The following is a 21,644-nucleotide window of genomic DNA, read 5'->3' as shown; positions in this document are numbered from 1 at the left end:
TACCGCCCTCCAGCACGGTTTGGACCTTGTCCGCCGTCTCCCATGGCTTAAACCGAGGCCATGAAAGCACAGACCATGCGGCGACTGCGCCAGTATCACCTCTATCTGGGCCTGTTCTTCGCGCCTGCCATCCTGCTCTTCTCGGTGAGCGGGGCGTTGCAGACCTTTCGGCTGCAGCAGGAGAGCGGCTGGGGCGGGGCGACGCCGCCTTACTGGATGATCTGGCTGGCGGCGGTCCACAAGGACCAGGAACTGCCGACGCCCGAGCCGGTGAAGCATGCGCCCAAGGCACCGCCGCCGGCGGCCGAGAAGGCCCGGCCCGCGCCGCCTGCGCCACCGCCGCCGGCTCACATCTTCTCGCCGCTGCCGCTCAAGATCTTCGTCGTGCTGCTGTCGCTCGGGCTTACCATTTCCACGGCGATCGGCATCGTCATCGCGCTCACCAACCGTGCGGTGCGGCGCAACGGGATCATCATGCTGGTGGCGGGAACCGTGCTGCCGCTGGTGCTGCTACTGTAGCAGGACATCCGGCGCCTCACTCCGGATCGAGCAGCCGCGCGCCGGGGCCGGCGTCGCCGAGCATGTCGCCGGGGTTGCGGAGCGGACAGTCCTCGATCGAGAGGCAGCCGCAGCCGATGCAACTGTTCATCTGGTCGCGCAGCCGGGTGAGGCGGGCGATGCGATCGTCGAGATCGTTGCGCCATTCGGTGGAGAGCCGTTCCCAGTCCGCGGCCGTGACCTTCTGCAGACCGGCGAAGGGCGCCAGCCTTTCGCGGATCGTGGAGAGCGGGATGCCGGCGCGCTGGGCGACCTTGATGATCGCGATCGCGCGCAGCACGCCGCGGCCGTAGCGGCGCTGATTGCCCGCGGTCCGACGACTCCAGAGCAGCCCTTCGGCTTCGTAGAAATGCAGCGTCGACACCGGCACGCCAGCGCGGGCCGCGACCTCGCCCACGCTGAGTTCCCGGCCGATCGTCTCCGGGGTTATCGGGACGGGGCGTCTTTTCCGCTTTACCTCAACCATGGTTGAGGTTTTATAGCCGGGCTCCCGATTCGAACAGAGGGAGCTTCGCGTGTCCGTTTCCGCCGCCGGCCGCCGCTGCCGGTACGTCCCGTCAGCCCTGCACGCCGATCATGCGTTCGTAGAGGCTCACGAGCAGCGCGCGCACGTCTTCCGCGGGCCTACCATCCAGCATCGCCTCGTCGGCGGCACCGTGAAGGCCGTGGAAGAGGATCACCGCCACTTCGCGCGGGCGAGGCACCTGCCAGGCACCGGCGGCATCGCCGTCGCGCAGCAGGAGGGCGAGATGCTGGACCAGCGCGATATCGCCCATTGCTTCGCGTACTGGCCGTTCGCTGCCGTGGAAGACCACGTCGTGAAGCGCGTGCATGTCGAAATAGGCGGTTACCGCCTCGCGCAGCCAGGCGCGCAGCTTGCCTGCCCAGTCATCCGGATCGCAGGTGGCGACGGCATCGATCAGGCGGCTATGGAAATCAGTGGCGAAGCGATCACGCAGCGCGTCGAGCAATTCCGTCTTGGTGGCGAAATAATGATAGACGGTGCCTTTGGCGAGTCCGGCACGGGCGGCGATCTCCTCCACCGTCGTGGCTTCAACGCCCTTTTCGACGAACAGCGCCCCGGCCGCCTCGATCAGCGCCGCGCGCCGCCGGTCCGGCTGGCGCGGGCCCGGCGGCGCCCCGGCTACACGCGCGCGCAACCGATCGAGGCGCGAAGGTCTTCTCTTTCTGGCTCCGTTCATTGTCACAATCCCGATGGCGCGATCGTCAAGCGATAGAAAGGCTTGACGCCAGCTCGTCAAACTTAATAATTATTCGCAATAATGTCGACTCAAAGTCGAAAATTAGCAGGCAGGCAGGAATAATGTCGGGTTTTCGTTCTTCGGGCCGCTCCATGGCCCTTGCGCTGTTGGCTGCGGCGCTGCTGTTCGGCGGCCTTTATGCGTGGCGCGCGGCGCGCAGTTCTGGGTCGGCCCAGGGCGCTCCGCCGCCCGTCACGGTGCGCGCGATCCGGGTGGATCCGCGCGACGCGCCGGCGGCGCTGGAGGCGGTGGGATCGCTGCGCGCGGTGCGCGAGGTGATGCTGGCGCCCGAGGTTGCCGGGCGGATCGTCGGCCTGCATCTCGAAGCCGGGCGCAGCGTCGCGGCGGGCACCACGCTCGTCCAGCTCTACGATGCGCCGGAACGGGCCGATCGTGCGTCGGCGCGGGCGCAGGCGCGCTTCGCCGACATCCAGCTCGCTCGGTCCGTACAGCTCGCGCCGACCGGGGCCGAGCCGCGCGAGACGCTGGAGCAGCGCCGCGCGCAGGCCGACCAGGCTCATGCCGCCGTGCGCCAGTTCGATGCGCGCATCGCGCAGAAGCGAATCGTGGCGCCTTTTGCGGGTGAGGTCGGCATCCGGCGCGTCAATCTCGGCCAATATCTCAATCCGGGCGACGTGGTGGCGAGCTTGACCAGCCTCGACCGCCTCTATGTGGATTTCACCCTGCCGCAGCAGGAGCTGGCGCGGATCCGGCCGGGAGGCACGGTCAGCGTCACCGCCGATGCCTGGCCGGGCCGCGTGTTCACCGCGCGCGTCAATGCGGTCGAGCCGCAGATCGGCGCGGATACGCGCAACGTCTCCGTCCAGGCCGAGCTCGCCAATGCGGACCATGCGCTGCGGCCCGGCATGGCGGTGACGGCGGCGTTGGCGCTGCCGGTGGAGCGGGGCATGCTGATCGTGCCCACCACGGCGATCGTCACCTCCGCGTCCGGCGACAGCGTGATCGCGGTGCGCGGTGGTCGTAATGGCGACGGCGGCAAGGCCGAGCCGGTGGCGGTGACCACCGGCCGGCGGATCGGCGACAGCGTGATCGTCACCAGCGGGCTCAAGCCGGGCGATGTCGTCGTCACCGAAGGGCAGCTGCGCGTGCAGCCGGGCGCCACGGTGCGCATCGCGCCCACGGGCGCGGCGGGAGGACGCTGAGCGATGCGCCTCACCGATCTGTTCATTCGCCGTCCGATCCTGGCGATCGTGGTCAGCCTGCTCATCTTGCTGGTCGGCGGCAGCGCGCTGTTCAGCCTCAAGGTGCGGCAATATCCGAACATGCAAAGCGCGACGATCGTCGTGAACACCAGCTATCCGGGTGCCACCCAGAATGTGATGCAGGGCTTCGTCACGACGCCGATCGCGCAGGCGATCGCGACAGCCAACGGCATCGAATATCTCACCTCGACGTCGAGCCAGGGCAAGAGCCAGATCAAGGCGAAGCTGGTGCTCAACGCCAATGCAGACCGGTCGATGACCGAGATCCTAGCCAAGGTGCAGCAGGTGAAATACCGCCTGCCGGCCGGCGCGACCGATCCGGTGATCACCAAGATAACCGACGGCGCATCCGACATCGAATATGTCGCCTTCGTCAGCGATACGCTGAGCGTGCCGCAGATTACCGATTTCGCGACGCGCGTCGCGCAGCCGCTGATCACCGCGGTTCCCGGCGTTGCCTCGGCGGACATCAGTGGCGGCCAGACGCTGGCGATGCGCATCTGGGTGGATCCGGCCAAGCTCGCCGCGCGGGGGCTTTCGGCGAGCGACATCGCCGCGGCGCTACGCGCAAACAATGTGCAATCCGCGCCCGGCCAGCTCAAGGGCCAGGAGACCGCGATCAACATCACCGCCGCCACCGATCTGCGCGGCGTCGACGAATTCCGCCAGATGGTGGTGAAGAACGATCCCGCCGAGGGCCAGGTGCGCCTGGGCGATATCGCGACGATCGAGATCGGCGGGCAGAATTACGATTCAGGCGCCATGGCGAACGGCCATCGCGGCCTCTTCATCGCGATCGCGCCGACGCCGGACGGCAATCCGCTGGAGATCGTGAAGGCGGTGGAGGATCTGCTGCCCGGGATCCAGCGCGTCGCGCCGCCGGGCCTGAAAGTATTCAACCAGTTCGATGTCGCGCATTTCGTCAACGCCTCGATCGACGAGGTTCTGCATACGCTGGTCGAGGCGATGCTAATCGTCATCATCGTCATCTTCCTGTTCCTGGGGTCACTGCGCGCGGTGATCATCCCGGTCGTCACCATCCCGCTGTCGCTGGTCGGCACCGCCGCGCTGATGCTGGCGTTCGGCTTTTCGCTGAACCTGCTCACCCTGCTTGCCATGGTGCTGGCGATCGGCCTGGTCGTCGACGATGCGATCGTGGTGGTGGAGAATATCCACCGGCATATCGAGGAGGGGCTGAGCCCGATCCAGGCGGCGCTGGTCGGCGCACGTGAGATCGTGTCGCCGGTGATCGCGATGACGATCACGCTCGCCGCGGTCTATACGCCGATCGGCCTGATGGGCGGCCTCACCGGCGCGTTGTTCCGCGAATTCGCCTTCACACTGGCGGGATCGGTGATCGTCTCGGGCGTGATCGCGCTGACCCTGTCACCGATGATGAGCAGCTGGCTGCTCAACGCCACGCTGTCGAAAGGACGCTTCGCCCGGTCCATCGAGCATCGCATGGCGCGCATCACCGACGGCTATGGCCGACTGCTCGCTCGCACGCTCTCGGCTCGGCCTGCGGTGCTGCTGTTTGGCGGCGTCGTGCTGGTCGCGATCGTCATCCTCTTCTCCGGCGCCAAGCGCGAGCTCGCGCCGCAGGAGGACCAGGGCTATGTGTTCGTCGCGACCAAGGGGCCGCAATATGCCAATGTCGATTATACGGCGCGGTTCAGCCACGAGGTGGAAAAGCTGTTCCGCAGCTTCGGCGAATATCGCAGCAGCTGGGCCAGCAACGGTACCGATGGGCCGAACAACGGTTTCGGCGGCATCATCCTCAAGGAATGGTCCGAACGCAAGCGGAGCGCCGACGAGATACAGGCCGAGCTGAACCGGCGCGGCGGCGACATCACCGGTATCTACGCCACTGCCTTCCAGCCGGCACCGCTGCCGGCGGGGAGCGGCGGCCTGCCGGTGCAGATGGTGATCCGCTCGTCCGACGAGTTCCCCGCCATCTATCAGACGATGGAGCGGCTGAAGGGGGCAGCGTGGGGCAGTGGCCTCTTCGCCTTCGTCGACAGCGATCTCGCCTTCGACAGCCCGGAGGCGCGGATGACGATCGATCGGGCGAAGGCCGGTCAGCTCGGCGTGACGATGGAGGCGATCGCGGACACGCTGGCGGTGCTGGTGGGCGAGAATTACGTCAACCGCTTCAACTATCACGACCGCTCCTACGACGTGATCGCGCAGGTGCCGCGGAGCCAGCGGCTGACGCCGGATAATCTCGGGCGCTATTATGTGAAGGCGGCGTCCGGCCGGCTGGTGCCGCTATCCACCGTCGTGCGCGTCGCGATGGAGCCGCAGGCAAACCGACTGCCGCAATTCAACCAGATGAATGCGGCGACGCTGTCCGCGGTGCTGGCGCCGGGCGTCACCATGGGGCAGGCGGTGGACTTCCTGAAGAGGCAGCCCCTGCCGGCCGGCACGACGGTCGACTGGCTGTCCGACAGCCGGCAATATGTGAAGGAGGGCGACCGGCTGACCATCTCCTTCGGTTTCGCGCTGATCGTGATCTTCCTGGTGCTGGCCGCCCAGTTCGAGAGCTTCCGTGATCCGATCGTCATTCTCGTCACCGTGCCGCTCGCGATATGCGGCGCTCTGGTACCGCTCTATCTCGGCTTCACGACGCTCAACATCTATACCCAGATCGGGCTCGTCACCCTGATCGGCCTGATCTCCAAGCATGGCATATTGATGGTGTCCTTTGCCAACCAGCTCCAGAAGCAGGAGGGGCTGGACCGGATCGCCGCGATCCGCCGCGCGGCCGCGGTGCGCATGCGCCCCGTGCTGATGACCACGGCGGCGATGGTGGCGGGCCTCGTGCCGCTGCTGTTCGCGACCGGCGCCGGCGCGTCGAGCCGGTTCGCGATCGGCATCGTCGTGGTGATGGGCATGCTGGTCGGTACGCTGTTCACGCTGTTCGTGCTGCCCACCATCTACAGCCTGATCGCGCGTGACCACAGGCCCGAGGCGCAGACGCCCCGCGAACGGGAGCTGGCGACCGCGGAGATCGCGCATGCGTGAGGGTGTTACGATGATTCACACGTCTGTCTGGCAGGTTCATCCCGTGGTTCGCCATCCCGACGAAGGTCGGAATTCCTTCGCCGCAGCGGTGCCGACAAGTCGCGACGCTGTGCCGAATGGATCCCGGATCACGTCCGGGATGAAGAGGATTGTCGGTTCGATCCTGCTTACCCTGACGATGGCGGGCTGCGCAGTCGGCCCGAATTACGAACGGCCGGCAATCAGGGCCTCCGCGGCCGGGCCGTTCGTGAGCAGCGCGCCGGCGACCAGTCCGGAGGCGCCGGTGCCGGCGGACTGGTGGCGGCTCTATGACGATCCCGTGCTCGACGGATTGATCGAGCGCGCGCTCGTGGCCAACACCGACCTGCGCGTCGCGGCCGCCAATCTCGGCCGTGCGCGGGCGGCGCTTGGCGAGGCGCGTGCAGCGCGGCTGCCGGCGACACAGAGTAGCGGCGGCGCAAGCTATGGCGATGCGACAACCAGCAGCTACACGCCCGGCGAAGATCAATGGACTTATACCGCCGGCCTCTCGGTTTCCTGGGAGGTCGATCTGTTCGGCCGGGTGACGCGCACCATCCAGGCGGCGCGGGCGGATGCCCAGGCTGTCGAGGCGGCGCGCGACCGGGTGCGCGTCACCGTCGTCGCGAACACCGTGCGATCCTATGGCGACGCCTGCAACCTGGCCGAATCCCTGGCAGTTGCGCGCGAATCGCTTGCCTCGGCCGAGGCAAGCCTGAAGCTAGTCACCGCGCAGCAACAGGCGGGGTCCGCAGGTCGGCTGGACGTGGAGCGGGCGGCGACCCTGGCGGAGACGACCCGCGCCGCGATCCCGCCGCTCGAGAGCCAGCGCCGCGCCGCGCTGTTCGAGCTGGCGGCGTTGATCGGGGCAACGCCGAGCGAGGTGCCGCCCGAAGCCGCGGCATGCAGCCGTGTGCCAGCGGTGCGCCGCGCGATTCCAATCGGCGACGGTGCAGCGCTGCTGCGCCGCCGGCCGGATGTACGGGAGGCGGAACGGATGCTGGCCGCGGATACCGCCCGGATCGGCATCGCTACCGCCGATCTGTTCCCGCGCGTCACGCTCGGCGGGGCGGCGAACTTCCTGCGCAACGATCAGATAGGCGGCAATGACAGCTTCACCTTCTCGGTCGGGCCGCTGGTCAGCTGGAGCTTCCCAAATATCGCGGCGACACGGGCGCGGTTGCGCCAAGCGCGCTTCCAAGGAGATGCCTCGCTCGCGGCCTTCGACGGAGTGGTGCTGACCGCGTTGAAGGAGGTCGAGCAGGCGCTGTCCGCCTATGCCGCCGCGCAGCAGCGCGATGCGGCGCTGGCCGATGCACGCAGGCGGGCGGACAATGCCTACCGCCTGGCCGACATACGGTATCGGGCGGGATCGGTCTCCTATCTGGATCTGCTCGTCGCACAGCGGGAACTGCTCGACTCGCGGGCGGCGCTGGCCAGCTCCGGCCAGGCGCTCGCCGAGGCGCGCGTCGACGTGTTCAAGGCTCTGGGCGGCGGCTGGGAGGAGGCACAGGCGACAAAATAGAGACGGCGGTTAAGGAAGTTTTCGTCGCTCATGAATAGGGTTGATTCCGCGGCTGCGAACGTGGTGTGATCGATGCAGCGCGAACCGGACCTGTCCGAGGGGGCTTGACGATGAAGACGACCGCTCCGCTGCCGAAGCCTGCTCCTCGTGCGACCGAGCCCGCTGTGCTCGCCGCAGAAATCGTCGAGCGGCTGACCTACCGCATCGGCAAGAATGCTGCAGCTGCGAAGCCGCACGACTGGCTGGCCGCCGTGATCAACGTCATCCGGGATCGCGTCATCGATCGCTGGATAGAGGCGACGCAGAAAACCTATGAGGTAGGCGGCAAGCGCGTCTATTATCTCAGCCTCGAGTTCCTTATCGGGCGGCTGATGCGCGACGCGGTCTCCAATCTGGGATTGATGGATTCGATGCGCTCCGCGCTCTCCTCGCTGGGAGTCGAGCTGGACCTGATCCGCGAGCTCGAGCCGGATGCCGCGCTCGGCAATGGCGGTCTCGGCCGGCTCGCCGCCTGCTTCATGGAGTCGATGGCGACGGTGGACGTGCCGGCCTATGGCTACGGCATCCGCTACGTGAACGGCATGTTCCGCCAGGAGATCCACGACGGCTGGCAGGTCGAGCTGCCGGAAACCTGGCTCGCGCACGGCAACCCCTGGGAATTCGAACGGCGCGAGGCCAGCTACGAGGTCGGCTTCGGCGGCACGGTGGAGCTTCCTTCGGCGGACGGCAGCGGCGACGATGCGCGGGCCTGGAAACCGAGCGAGCGCGTGATCGCCACCGCCTATGACACGCCGGTCGTAGGCTGGCGGGGCGAGCGGGTGAACACGTTGCGGCTGTGGACCGCCGTGCCGATCGACCCGATCCTGCTCGATGCGTTCAATGCCGGCGACCATATCGGCGCACTGCGCGAGAGCAACAAGGCGGACAGCCTGGCGCGGGTGCTCTATCCGGCGGATTCCCACATCGCCGGGCAGGAGCTCCGGCTGCGCCAGGAATATTTCTTCTCCTCTGCCTCGCTGCAGGACATCGTGCGCCGGCACGTCCAATATTTCGGCGACGTGCGGACGCTGCCGGAAAAGGCTGCGATCCAGCTCAACGACACCCATCCCGCGGTGGCGGTGGCCGAGCTGATGCGGCTGCTGATGGACGAGCACGATCTGACGTTCGACGAGGCCTGGGCGGTGACGCAGCCGACCTTCGGCTACACCAACCACACGCTGCTGCCCGAGGCGCTCGAGACCTGGCCCGTCCCGCTGTTCGAGCGGCTGCTGCCGCGGCACATGCAGCTCGTCTACGCGATCAACGCCAAGCTGCTGATCCAGGCTCGGCGCGAGAAGAAGCTTGACGATGCCGCCATCTCCGCCATCTCGCTGATCGACGAGAGCGGCGAGCGGCGGGTGCGCATGGCCAACCTCGCCTTCGTCGGCTCGCATAGCGTCAACGGCGTGGCGGCGCTGCATACCGAGCTGATGAAGGAGACGGTGTTCCGCGACCTGCATCGCATGTTCCCGGATCGGATCAACAACAAGACCAACGGCGTCACGCCGCGCCGGTGGCTGCAGCAATGCAATCCGGAGCTTACCGCACTGATCCGGGAGGCGATCGGTGATCGCTTCCTCGACGATACCGAAGCGCTGGCGGATCTGGCGCCGCTGGCCGACGACGCGGCGTTCCGCGAGAAGTTCAAGGCGGTGAAGCGCAGCAAGAAGGCCGCGCTCTCCACCTTGCTGCGCGAGAGGATGGGGCTGCGGCTGGACCCGTCGGCGCTGTTCGACATCCAGATCAAGCGCATCCACGAATATAAGCGGCAACTGCTCAACATCGTCGAGGCCGTGGCGCTGTACGACCAGATCCGCTCGCACCCCGAGCGCGACTGGCAGCCGCGCGTGAAGCTGTTCGGCGGCAAGGCGGCGCCCAGCTACCACAACGCAAAGCTGATCATAAAGCTCGCCAACGACGTGGCGCGCGTGATCAACCATGATCCGGCGGTGCAGGGCCTGCTCAAGGTCGCCTTCGTGCCGAACTACAATGTCTCCCTCGCTGAAGTGATGATGCCCGCCGCCGATCTCAGCGAGCAGATTTCGACCGCGGGCATGGAAGCGTCAGGCACCGGCAACATGAAGCTGGCGCTCAACGGCGCGCTGACCATCGGCACACTCGACGGCGCGAATATCGAGATCAAGGATCGTGTCGGCCCGGAAAACATCATGATCTTCGGCCTTACCGCGGAGGAAGTCGCCGAGCGGCGTGCTAATGGTTATAATCCGCGCGAGGTGATCGAGGGATCGCGCGAACTCGGGCAGGCGCTGTCGGCAATCGCGACAGGCGTCTTCTCGCCCGACGACCGGGATCGCTATGCCGAACTGATCGGCGGCATCTACGATCATGACTGGTTCATGGTCGCGGCCGATTTTGACAGCTATCATGGCGCCCAGCGTGCGGTCGACACGCTGTGGGCGGACGAAGCAACATGGTATGGCAAGACCATTCGGAACACGGCGGGGGTCGGGTGGTTCTCTTCCGATAGGACCATCCGCGAATATGCGCGGGACATCTGGGGCGTTCTGCCATAGTCGTTGCGCAATGTGAAAGGACGGGGCGGTGAAGCCCGGAGAGGCGGATGCGATCGTCGCGGGCGAACATGGCGATCCGTTCGCGGTGTTGGGCGTGCATCGCGAAGGACACACCCTCGTTGCGCGGGCCTTTGCGCCTGGCGCGGAAACGCTCGTCGCCTATGACCTCGAGGGCGAGGAGGCGGGCACGCTTGCCCGCGTGCATCCCAAGGGCGTTTTCGAGGGGCGGCTGACGATCCGCCAGCCGCGCCCGCTGCGCTACCGCGCGAGCCGCGGCGAAACGTCGTGGTGGGTCGAGGACGCCTATAGCTACGGCCCGGTGCTGGGGCCGATGGACGATTATTATATCGGCGAGGGATCGCATCTGCGCCTGTTCGACAAGATGGGCGCGCATCCGCTGCAGCATGAGGGCGCCGAGGGCACGCATTTCGCGGTGTGGGCGCCCAATGCGCGGCGGGTGTCTGTAGTGGGTCCTTTCAACGGCTGGGACGGGCGGCTGCACGTGATGCGCCATCGCCGCGATGCCGGCATCTGGGAGATATTCCTGCCGGGCGTCGAGCCGGGCCAGCCCTACAAGTTCGAGATCGTCGGCGCATCCGGCCGGCTGCTGCCGCTCAAGGCCGATCCGTTCGCTTTCCATGCGGAACTGAGGCCGGCCACCGCCTCGGTCGTCGCGCCGCCCCTCGCGCACGAGTGGGGGGACGCCGCGCACCGGGCCTTCTGGGCCGGGGCCGACGCGCGCCGGCAACCGATCTCGATCTATGAGGTGCATGCCGGCTCCTGGCGGCGCGGTGCGGGGGATGGTTTCCTCACCTGGGACGCGCTGGGCGAAACATTGATCCCCTATGTCGCCGATCTGGGTTTCACCCATATCGAGCTGCTGCCGATCAGCGAGCACCCCTATGATCCGAGTTGGGGTTATCAGACCACCGGCCTCTACGCGCCGAGCGCGCGGTTCGGCGACGGCGAGGGCTTTGCGCGCTTCGTCGACGGTTGCCACCGCGCCGGCATTGGCGTGATCCTGGACTGGGTGCCGGCGCATTTCCCGACCGACGCCTTCGGCCTTGCCCGCTTCGACGGCACCGCGCTCTACGAGCATGAAGATCCGCGCAAGGGTTTCCACCCCGACTGGAACACCGCAATCTATAATTTCGGGCGGCGCGAGGTTTCGGCCTTCCTGGTCAACAATGCGCTGTACTGGATGGAGAAATATCATCTCGACGGGCTGCGCGTCGATGCCGTCGCCTCGATGCTCTATCTCGATTATTCGCGGCGCCCGGGGCAGTGGATTCCGAACGATGAGGGCGGGCGCGAGAATTGGGAGGCGGTACGCTTCCTGCAGCGGACGAACCGCGAGGTCTATGCCGCCCATGCCGGCGCGATGATGATCGCCGAGGAGTCTACCTCCTGGCCGGGCGTGACCCATCCCGTGCATGCCGGCGGCCTCGGTTTCGGGTTCAAATGGAATATGGGGTTCATGCACGATACGCTCGCCTATCTGGCGCGCGATCCAGTGCATCGCAGGCATCATCATGACGAGATCACATTCGGCCTCATCTATGCCTTTGCCGAGAATTTCGTGCTGCCGCTGAGCCATGACGAGGTGGTTCATGGGAAAAGCGCGCTGATTGGCAAAATGGCGGGCGACGACTGGCAGAAATTCGCAACCTTGCGCGCTTACTACACCTTCATGTGGGCCTATCCCGGCAAGAAGCTGCTGTTCATGGGGCAGGAATTCGCCCAGCGCCGTGAGTGGAGCGAAAGCCGCGCGCTAGACTGGGAGCTGCTGGAGGCGCCCCCGCATGCCGGCGTGCAAAATATCGTGCGCGATCTCAACCTGGCCTATCGAGCGCTGCCGGCGCTGCATGCGCGCGACTGCGAGCCGGAAGGCTTCGAATGGCTGGTGGTGGATGACAAGGCCAATTCGATTTTCGCCTGGATCCGGCGCGCGCCGGACGCGGCGCCGGTCGTCATGATCGCCAATTTCACGCCGCAGGTGCACCATGGCTATGATCTCACCCTGCCCGCCGGCGGCCGCTGGCGTGAGATCGTGAATTCCGATGCGCTGGATTATGGCGGCAGCGGCGTAGGCAACCAGGGTGTGGTGATCGCCGGAGAGGATGGCGCGGCCAGCGTCACCGTGCCGCCGCTGGCCGCGATCCTGCTGGTGCATCAGCCATGAGGGGTATCGCCGTTCGGCCCGGATCGGCGTATTTCGCGGATCGTCGATTGCGGCGATGCGGAGTGTCAGTTTCATGGCGTACGCGGAGCGGAGAAGAGCGCATATGATCGACAAGAGACGAACGGCGCCGATCGCCCGCGATGCCATGGCCTATGTGCTGGCGGGCGGACGCGGCAGCCGCCTGTTCGAGTTGACCGACGTGCGCGCGAAACCCGCGGTCTATTTCGGCGGCAAGGCGCGGATCATCGATTTCGCGCTGTCCAACGCCCTGAATTCGGGCATTCGCCGCATCGGCGTCGCCACCCAGTATAAGGCGCATTCGCTGATCCGGCATCTGCAGCGCGGCTGGAACTTCTTCCGGCCGGAGCGCAACGAGAGCTTCGATATCCTGCCGGCCAGCCAGCGCGTCTCTGAGTCTCAATGGTATCTCGGGACGGCCGATGCGGTGTTCCAGAATCTCGACATCATCGAGGCCTATGCACCGGAATATATCGTGATCCTGGCGGGCGATCACGTCTACAAGATGGATTATGAGCTGATGCTCCGCCAGCATGTCGAATCCGGCGCGGACGTCACCGTCGGCTGCCTGGAAGTGGCGCGCACCGAGGCGAGCGGTTTCGGCGTGATGCACGTCGATGCCAAGGACCAGATCATCGCCTTCATCGAGAAGCCGGCCGATCCGCCCGGCATGCCGGACAAGCCCGATTTCGCCTTGGCATCGATGGGCATCTATGTGTTCCGGACACGTTTCCTTGCGGATCTGTTGCGCGAGGATGCGGCCAACGAGGATTCCAACCATGATTTCGGCGGCGACCTGATTCCCCATATCGTCAAGCATGGCAAGGCGGTGGCGCACCGCTTCACCGAAAGCTGCGTAAGGGGAGAGCAGGAGAAGGAGTCCTATTGGCGTGACGTCGGCACGATCGATGCCTATTGGGAAGCCAATATCGACTTGACCGACGTGGTGCCGCATCTCGACATCTACGATCGCAGCTGGCCACTCTGGACCTATTCGGAGGTGACGCCGCCTGCCAAGTTCGTCCACGATTATGAGGGCCGCCGCGGCGCGGCCATTTCCTCGCTGGTCGCCGGTGGCACGATCATCTCCGGATCCTCGCTGCACCGCAGCCTGATCTTCACCGGCGTGCGTGCGCACAGCTATTCCTCGATCACCGAGGCGGTGGTGATGCCCGATTGCGAGATCGGGCGGGGTGCCCGGCTGCACCGGGTGGTGGTGGATGCGGGCGTGAAGATCCCGCCGGGACTGATCGTCGGTGAATATCCAGAACTGGACGCGCAGCGCTTCAGACGGTCCGATAAGGGCGTCGTGCTCATCACCCAACCGATGATCGACCTCCTCAGGGACTGATTACCGATGGACGTGCTCGCGGTCGCTTCGGAGATGTATCCGCTCGTCAAGACGGGCGGGCTTGCCGACGTCGTCGGCGCGCTGCCCGCCGCTCTGGCGGAGCATGGCGTGCACGTGACGACGCTGCTGCCCGGCTACCCTGCTGTGATGCGCGCGGTGGAGCGGCCGCGCGCGCTCGCGCGCTATCCCGACCTGTTCGGCGGCCCGGCTCGGGTGGTGCGCGCGATGATCGACGGACAGCGGCTGCTGGTGCTCGACGCGCCGCATCATTTCGCACGCGACGGCGGCGCCTATGCGGATGCGGGCGGGCGCGACTGGCAGGACAATTGGCGTCGTTTCGCCGCGCTTTCGGCGGTCGCAGCGGATCTTGCAGGGGGCGCGATCAAGGGTTTCGCCCCCGCACTGGTCCATGCCCATGACTGGCAGGCGGCAATGACGCTCGCCTATATGCGCCATGGCGCAGCCCATGCCGTGCCGGCGGTGCTCACCATCCATAATCTCGCCTTCCAGGGGCGCTTCGACAGCGGCATCTTCCCCGCGCTCGGCCTGCCGGCCTCGGCCTTCGCCGTCGACGGCGTCGAATATTATGGTGGTGTCGGCTATCTCAAGGCGGGGCTGCAATATGCCGACGCGATCACGACGGTAAGCCCCGCCTATGCCGAGGAAATACTGACGCCGGCGCAGGGCATGGGCCTCGACGGGCTGCTGAGCGCGCGGCGGGCGCGGCTGCACGGCATATTGAACGGGATCGACATGCGGGAATGGGATCCGAGCGGCGATGCCTTGATCCCGGCGCGCTACGGCATGCGATCGCTCGCCGCGCGCAAGCGCAACCGGCGCGCGGTCGAGAAGCGCTTCGCACTGGCGAGCGACGAGAGCCCGATCTTCTGCGTGGTGAGCCGGCTGACCTGGCAGAAGGGCATGGATATCCTTGCCGACGTGGTCGACGATCTGGTCGCCATGGGCGGGCGGCTGGCGCTGATCGGCACGGGCGACCAGGGGATCGAGGGCACGCTGCTCGCCGCCGCGGCGCGGCACCAGGGGCGGGTGGGCGTGATGATCGGCTATGACGAGTCGGTCTCGCACCTGCTGCAGGCGGGCGCCGATGCCATCGTGATCCCGTCGCGCTTCGAACCATGCGGGCTGACGCAGCTCTACGGTCTGCGCTATGGCTGCGTTCCGGTGGTGGCCCGCACGGGGGGATTGGGAGACACGGTGATCGACGCGAATGAAGCGGCGCTCTCCGCCGAGGTGGCGACTGGCCTGGTCTTCGAGGCGGGGCGCGGCGACAGCCTGCGCGCCGCGCTGCGCCGCGCCGTTACTCTCCATCGCGAGCCCGGCCGCTGGGCGGCGATCCAGCGGGCGGGAATGAAGGCTGATTTCTCCTGGGGCCGCAGCGCGGAGCGCTATGCCGCCCTCTATCGTTCGCTCACAGAAGGACCGGCGCCAGAATGACCGTGACCGTCGCGACCACGCCCTATGACGATCAGAAGCCCGGCACGTCCGGACTGCGCAAGAAGGTGCCGCATTTCCAGCAGCCCAACTATGTCGAGAATTTCGTCCAGTCGATCTTCGACTCGCTCGAGGGTTTTGCTGGACAGACGCTGGTGCTCGGCGGCGACGGGCGCTTCTACAATCGCGAGGTCGTGCAGATCGTGCTGCGCATGGCGGCGGCGAACGGCTTCGGGCGCGTGCTGGTGGGTCAGGGCGGCATCCTCTCGACCCCAGCGGCCAGCAATGTCATCCGCCGCTATGGCGCGTTCGGCGGCATCATCCTTTCGGCCAGCCACAATCCCGGGGGGCCGCACGAGGATTTCGGGATCAAATATAATATCGGCAATGGCGGGCCGGCACCCGAGAAGGTGACCGATGCCATCTTTGCGCGCTCCATGACGATCGACCGCTATCTTACGATCGAGGCGGCGGACGTCGATATCGATACGATCGGCGAGACGGCGCTGGGAGGCATGACCGTTCAGGTGATCGATTCGGTCGCCGACTATGCCGCGCTGATGGAGACGCTGTTCGATTTCGATGCGATCCGTACGCTGATCGGATCGGGCTTTCGCGTGCTTTTCGACGCGATGAGCGCGGTGACCGGCCCCTACGCGGCCGAGATCATCGGCCGCCGGCTCGGCGCGGGCGAGGCGGCGGTGCTCCATGCGACGCCGCTCCCCGATTTCGGCGGCCATCATCCTGATCCCAACCTCGTCCACGCCAAGGACCTGTACGATCGGCTGATGGCGCCCGATGCGCCGGATTTCGGCGCGGCATCGGACGGCGACGGGGATCGCAACCTGATCATCGGCAAGGGTATCTTCATCACGCCGTCGGATTCGCTGGCGATGCTGGCCGCCAATGCGCATCTCGCGCCAGGCTATGCCAAGGGGCTGAAGGGGATCGCGCGCTCGATGCCGACCAGCGGCGCGGCGGACCGGGTGGCGGACGCGCTCGGCATCCCGCTCTACGAGACGCCGACGGGGTGGAAATTCTTCGGCACGCTGCTCGATGCCGGGCTCGCCACCATCTGCGGCGAGGAGAGCGCAGGGACCGGCTCCGATCATGTGCGCGAGAAGGATGGGCTGTGGGCAGTGCTGCTCTGGCTCAACATCCTCGCCGCGCGGCGCGAGAGCGTCGCCGAGATCGCGACGGCACACTGGGCGCGCTACGGACGCAACTATTATGCCCGGCACGATTATGAGGGCGTGGACAGCGCGGCGGCGGATGCACTGATGGCGGAACTGCGCGCCGGGCTGGGCAGCCTGCCGGGCAGCACGGTCGCGGGCCTTGCCGTCGTCAGCGCGGACGACTTCGCCTACACCGATCCGGTCGACGGATCGACCGCGACGAAGCAGGGCGTGCGCATCGGCTTCGAAGGGGGATCGCGCATCGTTTTCCGCCTGTCCGGCACCGGCACGTCCGGCGCGACGCTGCGCGTCTATATCGAGCGCTACGAGCCGCCAACCGGAGATCTGGCGCAGGAGACACCGATCGGGCTCGCGCCGCTGATCGCGGCGGCCGAGGCGGTGGCCGGGATCGCCCGTCATACCGGCCGCACCGAGCCGGACGTGGTGACCTGATGGAGCCCGAATTCCCGCCCGGCGCCCACGCGACAGAGGACGGCACGCATTTCACCCTCTGGTCGGCCCATGCCGAAACAGTGGACGTCGTCCTGTTCGACGAGGATGGCGGCGAGATGCAGAGCGAGCGGCTGAATGCCGCGCAGGGCGGCTGGCATCATGTGTTCGTAGAGACGGTGAAGCCTGGCGCGCGCTACGGCTATCGTGTCGGCGGTGCATTCGATCCTGCGGCGGGCCACTGGTTCGATCCCTGCAAGCTGCTGATGGATCCCTGGGCGATCGAGATCGACCGCCCCTATCATTATGATCCCCGGCTTGCCGAGCGCGGCGTGGATACGGCCGCGCTGATGCCCAAGGCGATCGTCACCACCTTGCCGGAGCCGCCCTTTCCGGCATCGCCGCGCTTTGCGCCGGGGGGGCTCATCTATGAAGTCTCGGTGCGTGGCTTCACCCGGCAGCATCCCGAGGTGCCGCCGCTGCAGCGGGGCACGATCGCGGCGCTCGCCCATCCGGCGGTGATCGCGCATCTGAAGAAGATCGGTGTCGGCGCGGTGGAACTGATGCCGGTGGTCGCCTGGATCGACGAGCGGCATTTGCCGCCGCTCGGTCTCAGCAACGCTTGGGGTTATAACCCGGTCAGTTTCATGGCCCTGGATCCCAGGCTGGCACCCGGCGGCTTTGGCGAGCTGCGCGATACCGTGGAGGCGCTGCACGCCGCCGGCATAGGCGTGATCCTGGACATGGTCTTCAACCATACCGGGGAAAGCGACGCCCTAGGCCCGACCCTGTCACTGCGCGGGATCGACGGCGCCAGCTATTTCCGCATGGAGGGCGGCCAGCTCGTCAACGATACCGGCTGCGGCAATACGCTCGCCTGCGAGCGGGCACCGATGCAGCGGCTGATCCTCGATACGCTGCGGCACTTCGTCCGCAATGCGGGCGTGGACGGTTTCCGCTTCGATCTGGCGCCGGTGCTGGGGCGCGGGCCGAACGGCTTCGATCCGCATGCGCCCTTGTTCACCGCCTTCGCCGGTGATTCCGTGCTGGCCGACAGGGTGATGATCGCGGAGCCCTGGGACGTGGGGCCGGGCGGCTATCGTCTCGGCCAGTTTCCGGAAGGCTTCCTGGAATGGAACGACCGCTATCGCGACGACGTGCGCCGCTTCTGGCGGGGCGATGCCCATGCCGTCGGCGCGCTGGCGACGCGGCTCGCCGGTTCCTCCGACATCTTTTCCGCGCCGCGCACCCGCAGCGTGAACTTCCTCGCCGCGCATGACGGCTTCAGCCTCGCCGACAGCGTCGCCTATGCGGCAAAGCATAATGAGGCGAATGGCGAGGGCAATCGCGACGGCCACGACGCCAACTTCTCCTGGAACAATGGCGTCGAGGGTCCGAGCGACGATCCGGCGGTGCGCGCGGAACGGGCGCGCGACGTGCGGGCGCTGCTGGCGACCCTGTTCGCCTCGCGCGGCACCATCATGCTGACCGCGGGCGACGAATTCGGCCGCACCCAGCAGGGCAATAACAACGCCTATGCGCAGGATAACGCGATCGGCTGGCTCGACTGGGCAGGACGCGACGTCGCGCTGGAGGATCATGTCGCGCAGCTGGCGGCCCTGCGCGCGGCACATCCGGCGCTCGCCGATCCGCGGCTGCTGAGCGACGCAGACGTCACCTGGCTGGCGCCGGACGGCCGGCGTTTCGACGAAGGCGACTGGGAGGCGCCGGACACGGGCGCGCTGGCGATGAAGCTCGCGAGCGGGATCGCCGTGCTGATCAACCGCAGCGGAGACGCGGTGCGCTTCGTCGATCCGCCATGCGAGGTGGCGGCGCGCAGCGTGGCGTTCGTGCCGTCGTGACGGGAGGGGTGGCTCTCTCTTTGTTGCCCTGCCTTCGTACTATGGCCTTCACACATGTTGATTCGGCGCTTTCCTTCTTCGTCACCCCAGCGAACACTGGGGTCTCTCTCGACAGTCACGCCGACTGCCGGTTGCGAGTGATGCCAGCTTCCGCTGGCATGACGCGGAGAAGAAAGGCGACCAAACCGATGCGTGAACGCCGTAGTGCCTTCGCAGGGGCGACGGTGATCCGGAGGGCGCGGATATGAGCAGCACGGACTGGTGGCGCGGCGCGGTGGTGTATCAGGTCTATCCGCGTTCCTTCCAGGATAGCGACGGCGACGGGGTGGGGGATCTGCCCGGCATCACCCGGCGGCTGGCGCATATCGCTTCGCTCGGCGTGGATGCGGTGTGGATCGCGCCCTTCTTCAAGTCGCCGATGGCGGACATGGGTTATGACGTGTCCGACTATCGCGACGTCGATCCGCTGTTCGGCACGCTCGCCGATTTCGACGCGCTGCTTGCCGAGGCGCATCGGCTGGGGCTGAAGATCATCATCGACCAGGTGCTCTCCCACACGTCGGACAAGCATGGCTGGTTCGTCGAGAGCCGCGCGAGCCGCACCAACGACAAGGCCGACTGGTATGTCTGGGCCGAAGCGAAGCCGGACGGCACGGCGCCCAACAACTGGCTCTCGGTGTTCGGCGGTCCCGCGTGGGAATGGGACGGGGTACGCATGCAATATTATATGCATAGCTTCCTCACCAGCCAGCCGGACCTCAATTTTCACGAGCCGGCGGTGCAGGCGGCGTTGATCGACACGATGCGTTTCTGGCTGGATCGCGGCGTGGACGGTTTTCGGCTCGACGCCTGCAACCATTATCTCCACGACGCCAGGCTCCGCGACAATCCGCCCGCCTTTCGCGGCGCGGCGCCGGATGTGCAGGAAACCAATCCCTATGGCTTCCAGGAGCACCGCTACGACAAGACGCAGCGCGGCAACATCGCCTTCCTGAAACGGATCCGCGCGTTGCTGGACGAATTTTCCGGCCGTGTGGCGATGGGCGAGGTGGGGGACGGCGCGCGCTCGCCGGACACCGTCGGCCTCTACACCAAGGGCGGCGACCGGCTGCATCTCTGCTATACGTTCGATCTGTTCGGCACGGAATTCACCCCCGATTATTTCCGCGCGATCGTCGGCCGGTTCGAGAAGGCGGCGCGCGAGGGATGGGTTTGCTGGGCGCTCTCCAACCACGACGTGGTGCGCCATGTGTCGCGCTGGACGCCGGCGGGAGAGGATCCGAACGAGGTGGCGAAGCTCGCCATCCTGCTGCTCGTCGCCCTGCGTGGCACCATCTGCCTCTATCAGGGCGAGGAACTGGGGCTGACCGAGGCGGAGCTGCGCTTCGAGGATCTGCGCGATCCCTATGGCATCCGCTTCTGGCCCGCTTTCAAGGGGCGCGACGGCTGCCGCACGCCGATGGTGTGGGAAGCGGCGGCGGACAATGGCGGCTTCACCACCGGCACGCCCTGGCTGCCTGTCCCGCAGGCGCATCGGCGCGCGGCGGCGGACGTGCAGGCGGCCGATCCCCATTCGGTGCTTGCAGCCTATCGCGCGGCGATCGGGCTGCGCAAGGCGTATCCGGCGCTGGCGACGGGCTCGATCCGCTTCCTGAAGGCGGAAGGACCGATCCTCGCTTGGCTGCGCGAAAGCGAGGGGGAGGCGTTGCTCTGTCTGTTCAATCTCTCCGCGGAGCCGGCGACATGGGCGCCGGGGGGGCTGCGTGGGCGGATCGGCGAGACGGTGGCCGGCGGATATGAGGAAGCCGGCCGGGATCTGGCGCTGGGGCCGTGGGGAAGGGCGGTGATCTCGCTGTCTTGAACCCTCTCCCGCAAGCGGGAAAAGGTTCAGGATGGCACCAGCTCAATATTCGTCGTGGAGCTTGACCCAGTTCATCGTGCCATCGGGTTCGTTGCGGCCCTTGGGGACGAGATCGAGCCACATGAAGGCGCCCATCAGCATTTCGTTGCCGCGATGATAGGTCGAATAGCTGTGGAAAACGTCACCCCTGCCATCTCTCACGAAGATACTCGTGCCAAACATATCCTCGCTCTTCCGGATGACGGTGCCGTAATTGTAGATGGCGGTGCCGTCTTCCAATTGCTCGGGGGTGAAGGAGACACCGAAATCGAAGTTGAAGTCGCTGTCGTGCGAGGAGAGCCAGGGGAAGCTCCAGCCCATGCGCCGACGCACCGCCTCGATCCGGCCGATCGGTGCGCGGGAGATGGCGGCGAAGGCGAGATCGGCATGCTCGAAATGCTGGCGCGCCGCATCGATGCCGTCGGCGATGAAGGAACAGCCCCGGCAGATGCCGTCCGATCCCGGCGTCAGCATGAAATGATAGATGGCGAGCTGGCTGCGGCCGCCGAACAGATCGGCGAGCGGACGCGGACCGCCTGGCCCTTCGAAGACATAGTCTTTGTCGATCTTCACCCAGGGGAGGCGCCGCCGCTCCTCGCGCAGATCGTCGAGCGCATGGGTCATCGACCGTTCTTTCGCCAGCAAGTTCTTGCGGGCGGTGAGCCACTCTTCGCGGGAGACGATGCGATGTTCGGACGAAAGGGGGATGGTCGCGTTCATCGGTAGATCCTTTTCTGGGTTTTCAGTTGGAGCGGCTGCGATTTCCGGCTGCTGGACGGCCACAGAGCGGCGAGACGCAGCCAGGGACCGGCGTGGAAGAGGCTCATCAGCAGATACATGAGCGTCATGCCGTCGATCGGCAGCAGGCCGGGCAGCGCCGAGCAAAGCATGATCCGCGGCACTTCCGCCGCCGACACCGCGGCCAGCGCGGTGAAGACCGGTGTGGCCGCGAAGCCAAGCCAGTCCGCCGGACCGAGAGGCCGGACGGGTGGCGGGGCCGCCTTGTGCGAGGCAATGTGCGTCGTCATTCTGTGGTTCCCGGTCGATTGGGCCGTTGCTGCCGCTATGGGC

At 66.6% G+C, this 21,644-nt stretch carries 15 protein-coding genes; 11 read left to right on the top strand and 4 right to left on the bottom strand.

The window, feature by feature from the left end; all coding sequences use genetic code 11:
* The first annotated feature begins 60 nt into the window (after positions 1-60).
* Complete coding sequence (locus GQY20_RS21005) at positions 61-519, top strand: hypothetical protein (RefSeq protein WP_198351097.1); 459 nt, start codon at positions 61-63, stop codon at positions 517-519.
* Positions 520-535: 16 nt separating this feature from the next.
* Here the strand turns inward: GQY20_RS21005 and soxR are convergent, their stop codons facing one another.
* Together soxR and GQY20_RS20995 are read right to left on the bottom strand one after the other, a co-directional pair.
* Complete coding sequence (soxR, locus tag GQY20_RS21000; protein ID WP_456298468.1) at positions 536-955, bottom strand: redox-sensitive transcriptional activator SoxR; 420 nt, start codon at positions 953-955, stop codon at positions 536-538.
* A 160-nt stretch (positions 956-1,115) separates the two neighbouring features.
* Positions 1,116-1,760 carry a TetR/AcrR family transcriptional regulator gene (locus GQY20_RS20995; protein WP_157219117.1) on the bottom strand — a complete coding sequence of 215 codons (645 nt, stop codon included), beginning with the start codon at positions 1,758-1,760 and terminating at the stop codon, positions 1,116-1,118.
* 152 nt (positions 1,761-1,912) lie between these two features.
* Here GQY20_RS20995 and GQY20_RS20990 point away from each other — a divergent pair, with 152 nt between their 5' ends.
* The 10 genes from GQY20_RS20990 to GQY20_RS20945 all read left to right on the top strand — a co-directional run bounded on the left by GQY20_RS20990 (position 1,913) and on the right by GQY20_RS20945 (position 20,534).
* On the top strand, positions 1,913-2,983 hold the full coding sequence (locus GQY20_RS20990; RefSeq protein ID WP_157219116.1) for an efflux RND transporter periplasmic adaptor subunit: 1,071 nt from the start codon (positions 1,913-1,915) through the stop codon (positions 2,981-2,983).
* Between the two features lie 3 nt (positions 2,984-2,986).
* Positions 2,987-6,067 (top strand): efflux RND transporter permease subunit, encoded by a 3,081-nt coding sequence (locus GQY20_RS20985; protein ID WP_157219115.1) that lies wholly within the window; start codon positions 2,987-2,989, stop codon positions 6,065-6,067.
* A 139-nt stretch (positions 6,068-6,206) separates the two neighbouring features.
* On the top strand, positions 6,207-7,610 hold the full coding sequence (locus GQY20_RS20980; protein WP_157219114.1) for an efflux transporter outer membrane subunit: 1,404 nt from the start codon (positions 6,207-6,209) through the stop codon (positions 7,608-7,610).
* 110 nt (positions 7,611-7,720) lie between these two features.
* Positions 7,721-10,183: a glycogen/starch/alpha-glucan phosphorylase gene (locus tag GQY20_RS20975; protein ID WP_157219113.1), complete on the top strand. Its 2,463-nt coding sequence runs from the start codon at positions 7,721-7,723 to the stop codon at positions 10,181-10,183.
* A 28-nt stretch (positions 10,184-10,211) separates the two neighbouring features.
* The gene (gene glgB / locus GQY20_RS20970) at positions 10,212-12,365 is read left to right on the top strand and encodes a 1,4-alpha-glucan branching protein GlgB (RefSeq protein ID WP_157219112.1); all 2,154 of its coding nucleotides are present in this window, start codon (positions 10,212-10,214) and stop codon (positions 12,363-12,365) included.
* A 103-nt stretch (positions 12,366-12,468) separates the two neighbouring features.
* A complete protein-coding gene (gene glgC, locus GQY20_RS20965) occupies positions 12,469-13,734 on the top strand; it encodes a glucose-1-phosphate adenylyltransferase (protein ID WP_157219111.1) in 1,266 nt (421 codons plus the stop codon).
* A 6-nt stretch (positions 13,735-13,740) separates the two neighbouring features.
* Positions 13,741-15,189: a glycogen synthase GlgA gene (glgA, locus tag GQY20_RS20960; protein WP_157219110.1), complete on the top strand. Its 1,449-nt coding sequence runs from the start codon at positions 13,741-13,743 to the stop codon at positions 15,187-15,189.
* Positions 15,186-16,814 carry an alpha-D-glucose phosphate-specific phosphoglucomutase gene (locus GQY20_RS20955; RefSeq protein ID WP_157219109.1) on the top strand — a complete coding sequence of 543 codons (1,629 nt, stop codon included), beginning with the start codon at positions 15,186-15,188 and terminating at the stop codon, positions 16,812-16,814. The genes glgA and GQY20_RS20955 overlap by 4 nt, the downstream gene beginning before the upstream one ends.
* Entirely contained in the window at positions 16,814-18,673 is a 1,860-nt protein-coding gene (gene glgX / locus GQY20_RS20950) for a glycogen debranching protein GlgX (protein WP_157219108.1), read from the top strand. Before GQY20_RS20955 ends, glgX begins: the two co-directional genes overlap by 1 nt.
* 244 nt (positions 18,674-18,917) lie before the next feature.
* Positions 18,918-20,534, top strand: a complete 1,617-nt coding sequence (locus GQY20_RS20945) for an alpha-glucosidase family protein (RefSeq protein WP_157219107.1) — start codon at positions 18,918-18,920, stop codon at positions 20,532-20,534.
* Between the two features lie 42 nt (positions 20,535-20,576).
* Here the strand turns inward: GQY20_RS20945 and GQY20_RS20940 are convergent, their stop codons facing one another.
* Both GQY20_RS20940 and GQY20_RS20935 read right to left on the bottom strand, forming a co-directional pair.
* Complete coding sequence (locus tag GQY20_RS20940; protein WP_157219106.1) at positions 20,577-21,293, bottom strand: DUF899 domain-containing protein; 717 nt, start codon at positions 21,291-21,293, stop codon at positions 20,577-20,579.
* Positions 21,290-21,601 carry a hypothetical protein gene (locus GQY20_RS20935; protein ID WP_157219105.1) on the bottom strand — a complete coding sequence of 104 codons (312 nt, stop codon included), beginning with the start codon at positions 21,599-21,601 and terminating at the stop codon, positions 21,290-21,292. The genes GQY20_RS20940 and GQY20_RS20935 overlap by 4 nt, the downstream gene beginning before the upstream one ends.
* Positions 21,602-21,644 lie beyond the last annotated feature (43 nt).

The sequence above is a fragment of the Flavisphingomonas formosensis genome (assembly GCF_009755815.1).
GTDB classification, from domain to species: Bacteria; Pseudomonadota; Alphaproteobacteria; order Sphingomonadales; family Sphingomonadaceae; genus Flavisphingomonas; species Flavisphingomonas formosensis.
The sequence above is the reverse complement of the archived record's forward strand: the minus strand, read 5'-3'. Positions and strand labels throughout refer to the sequence as shown.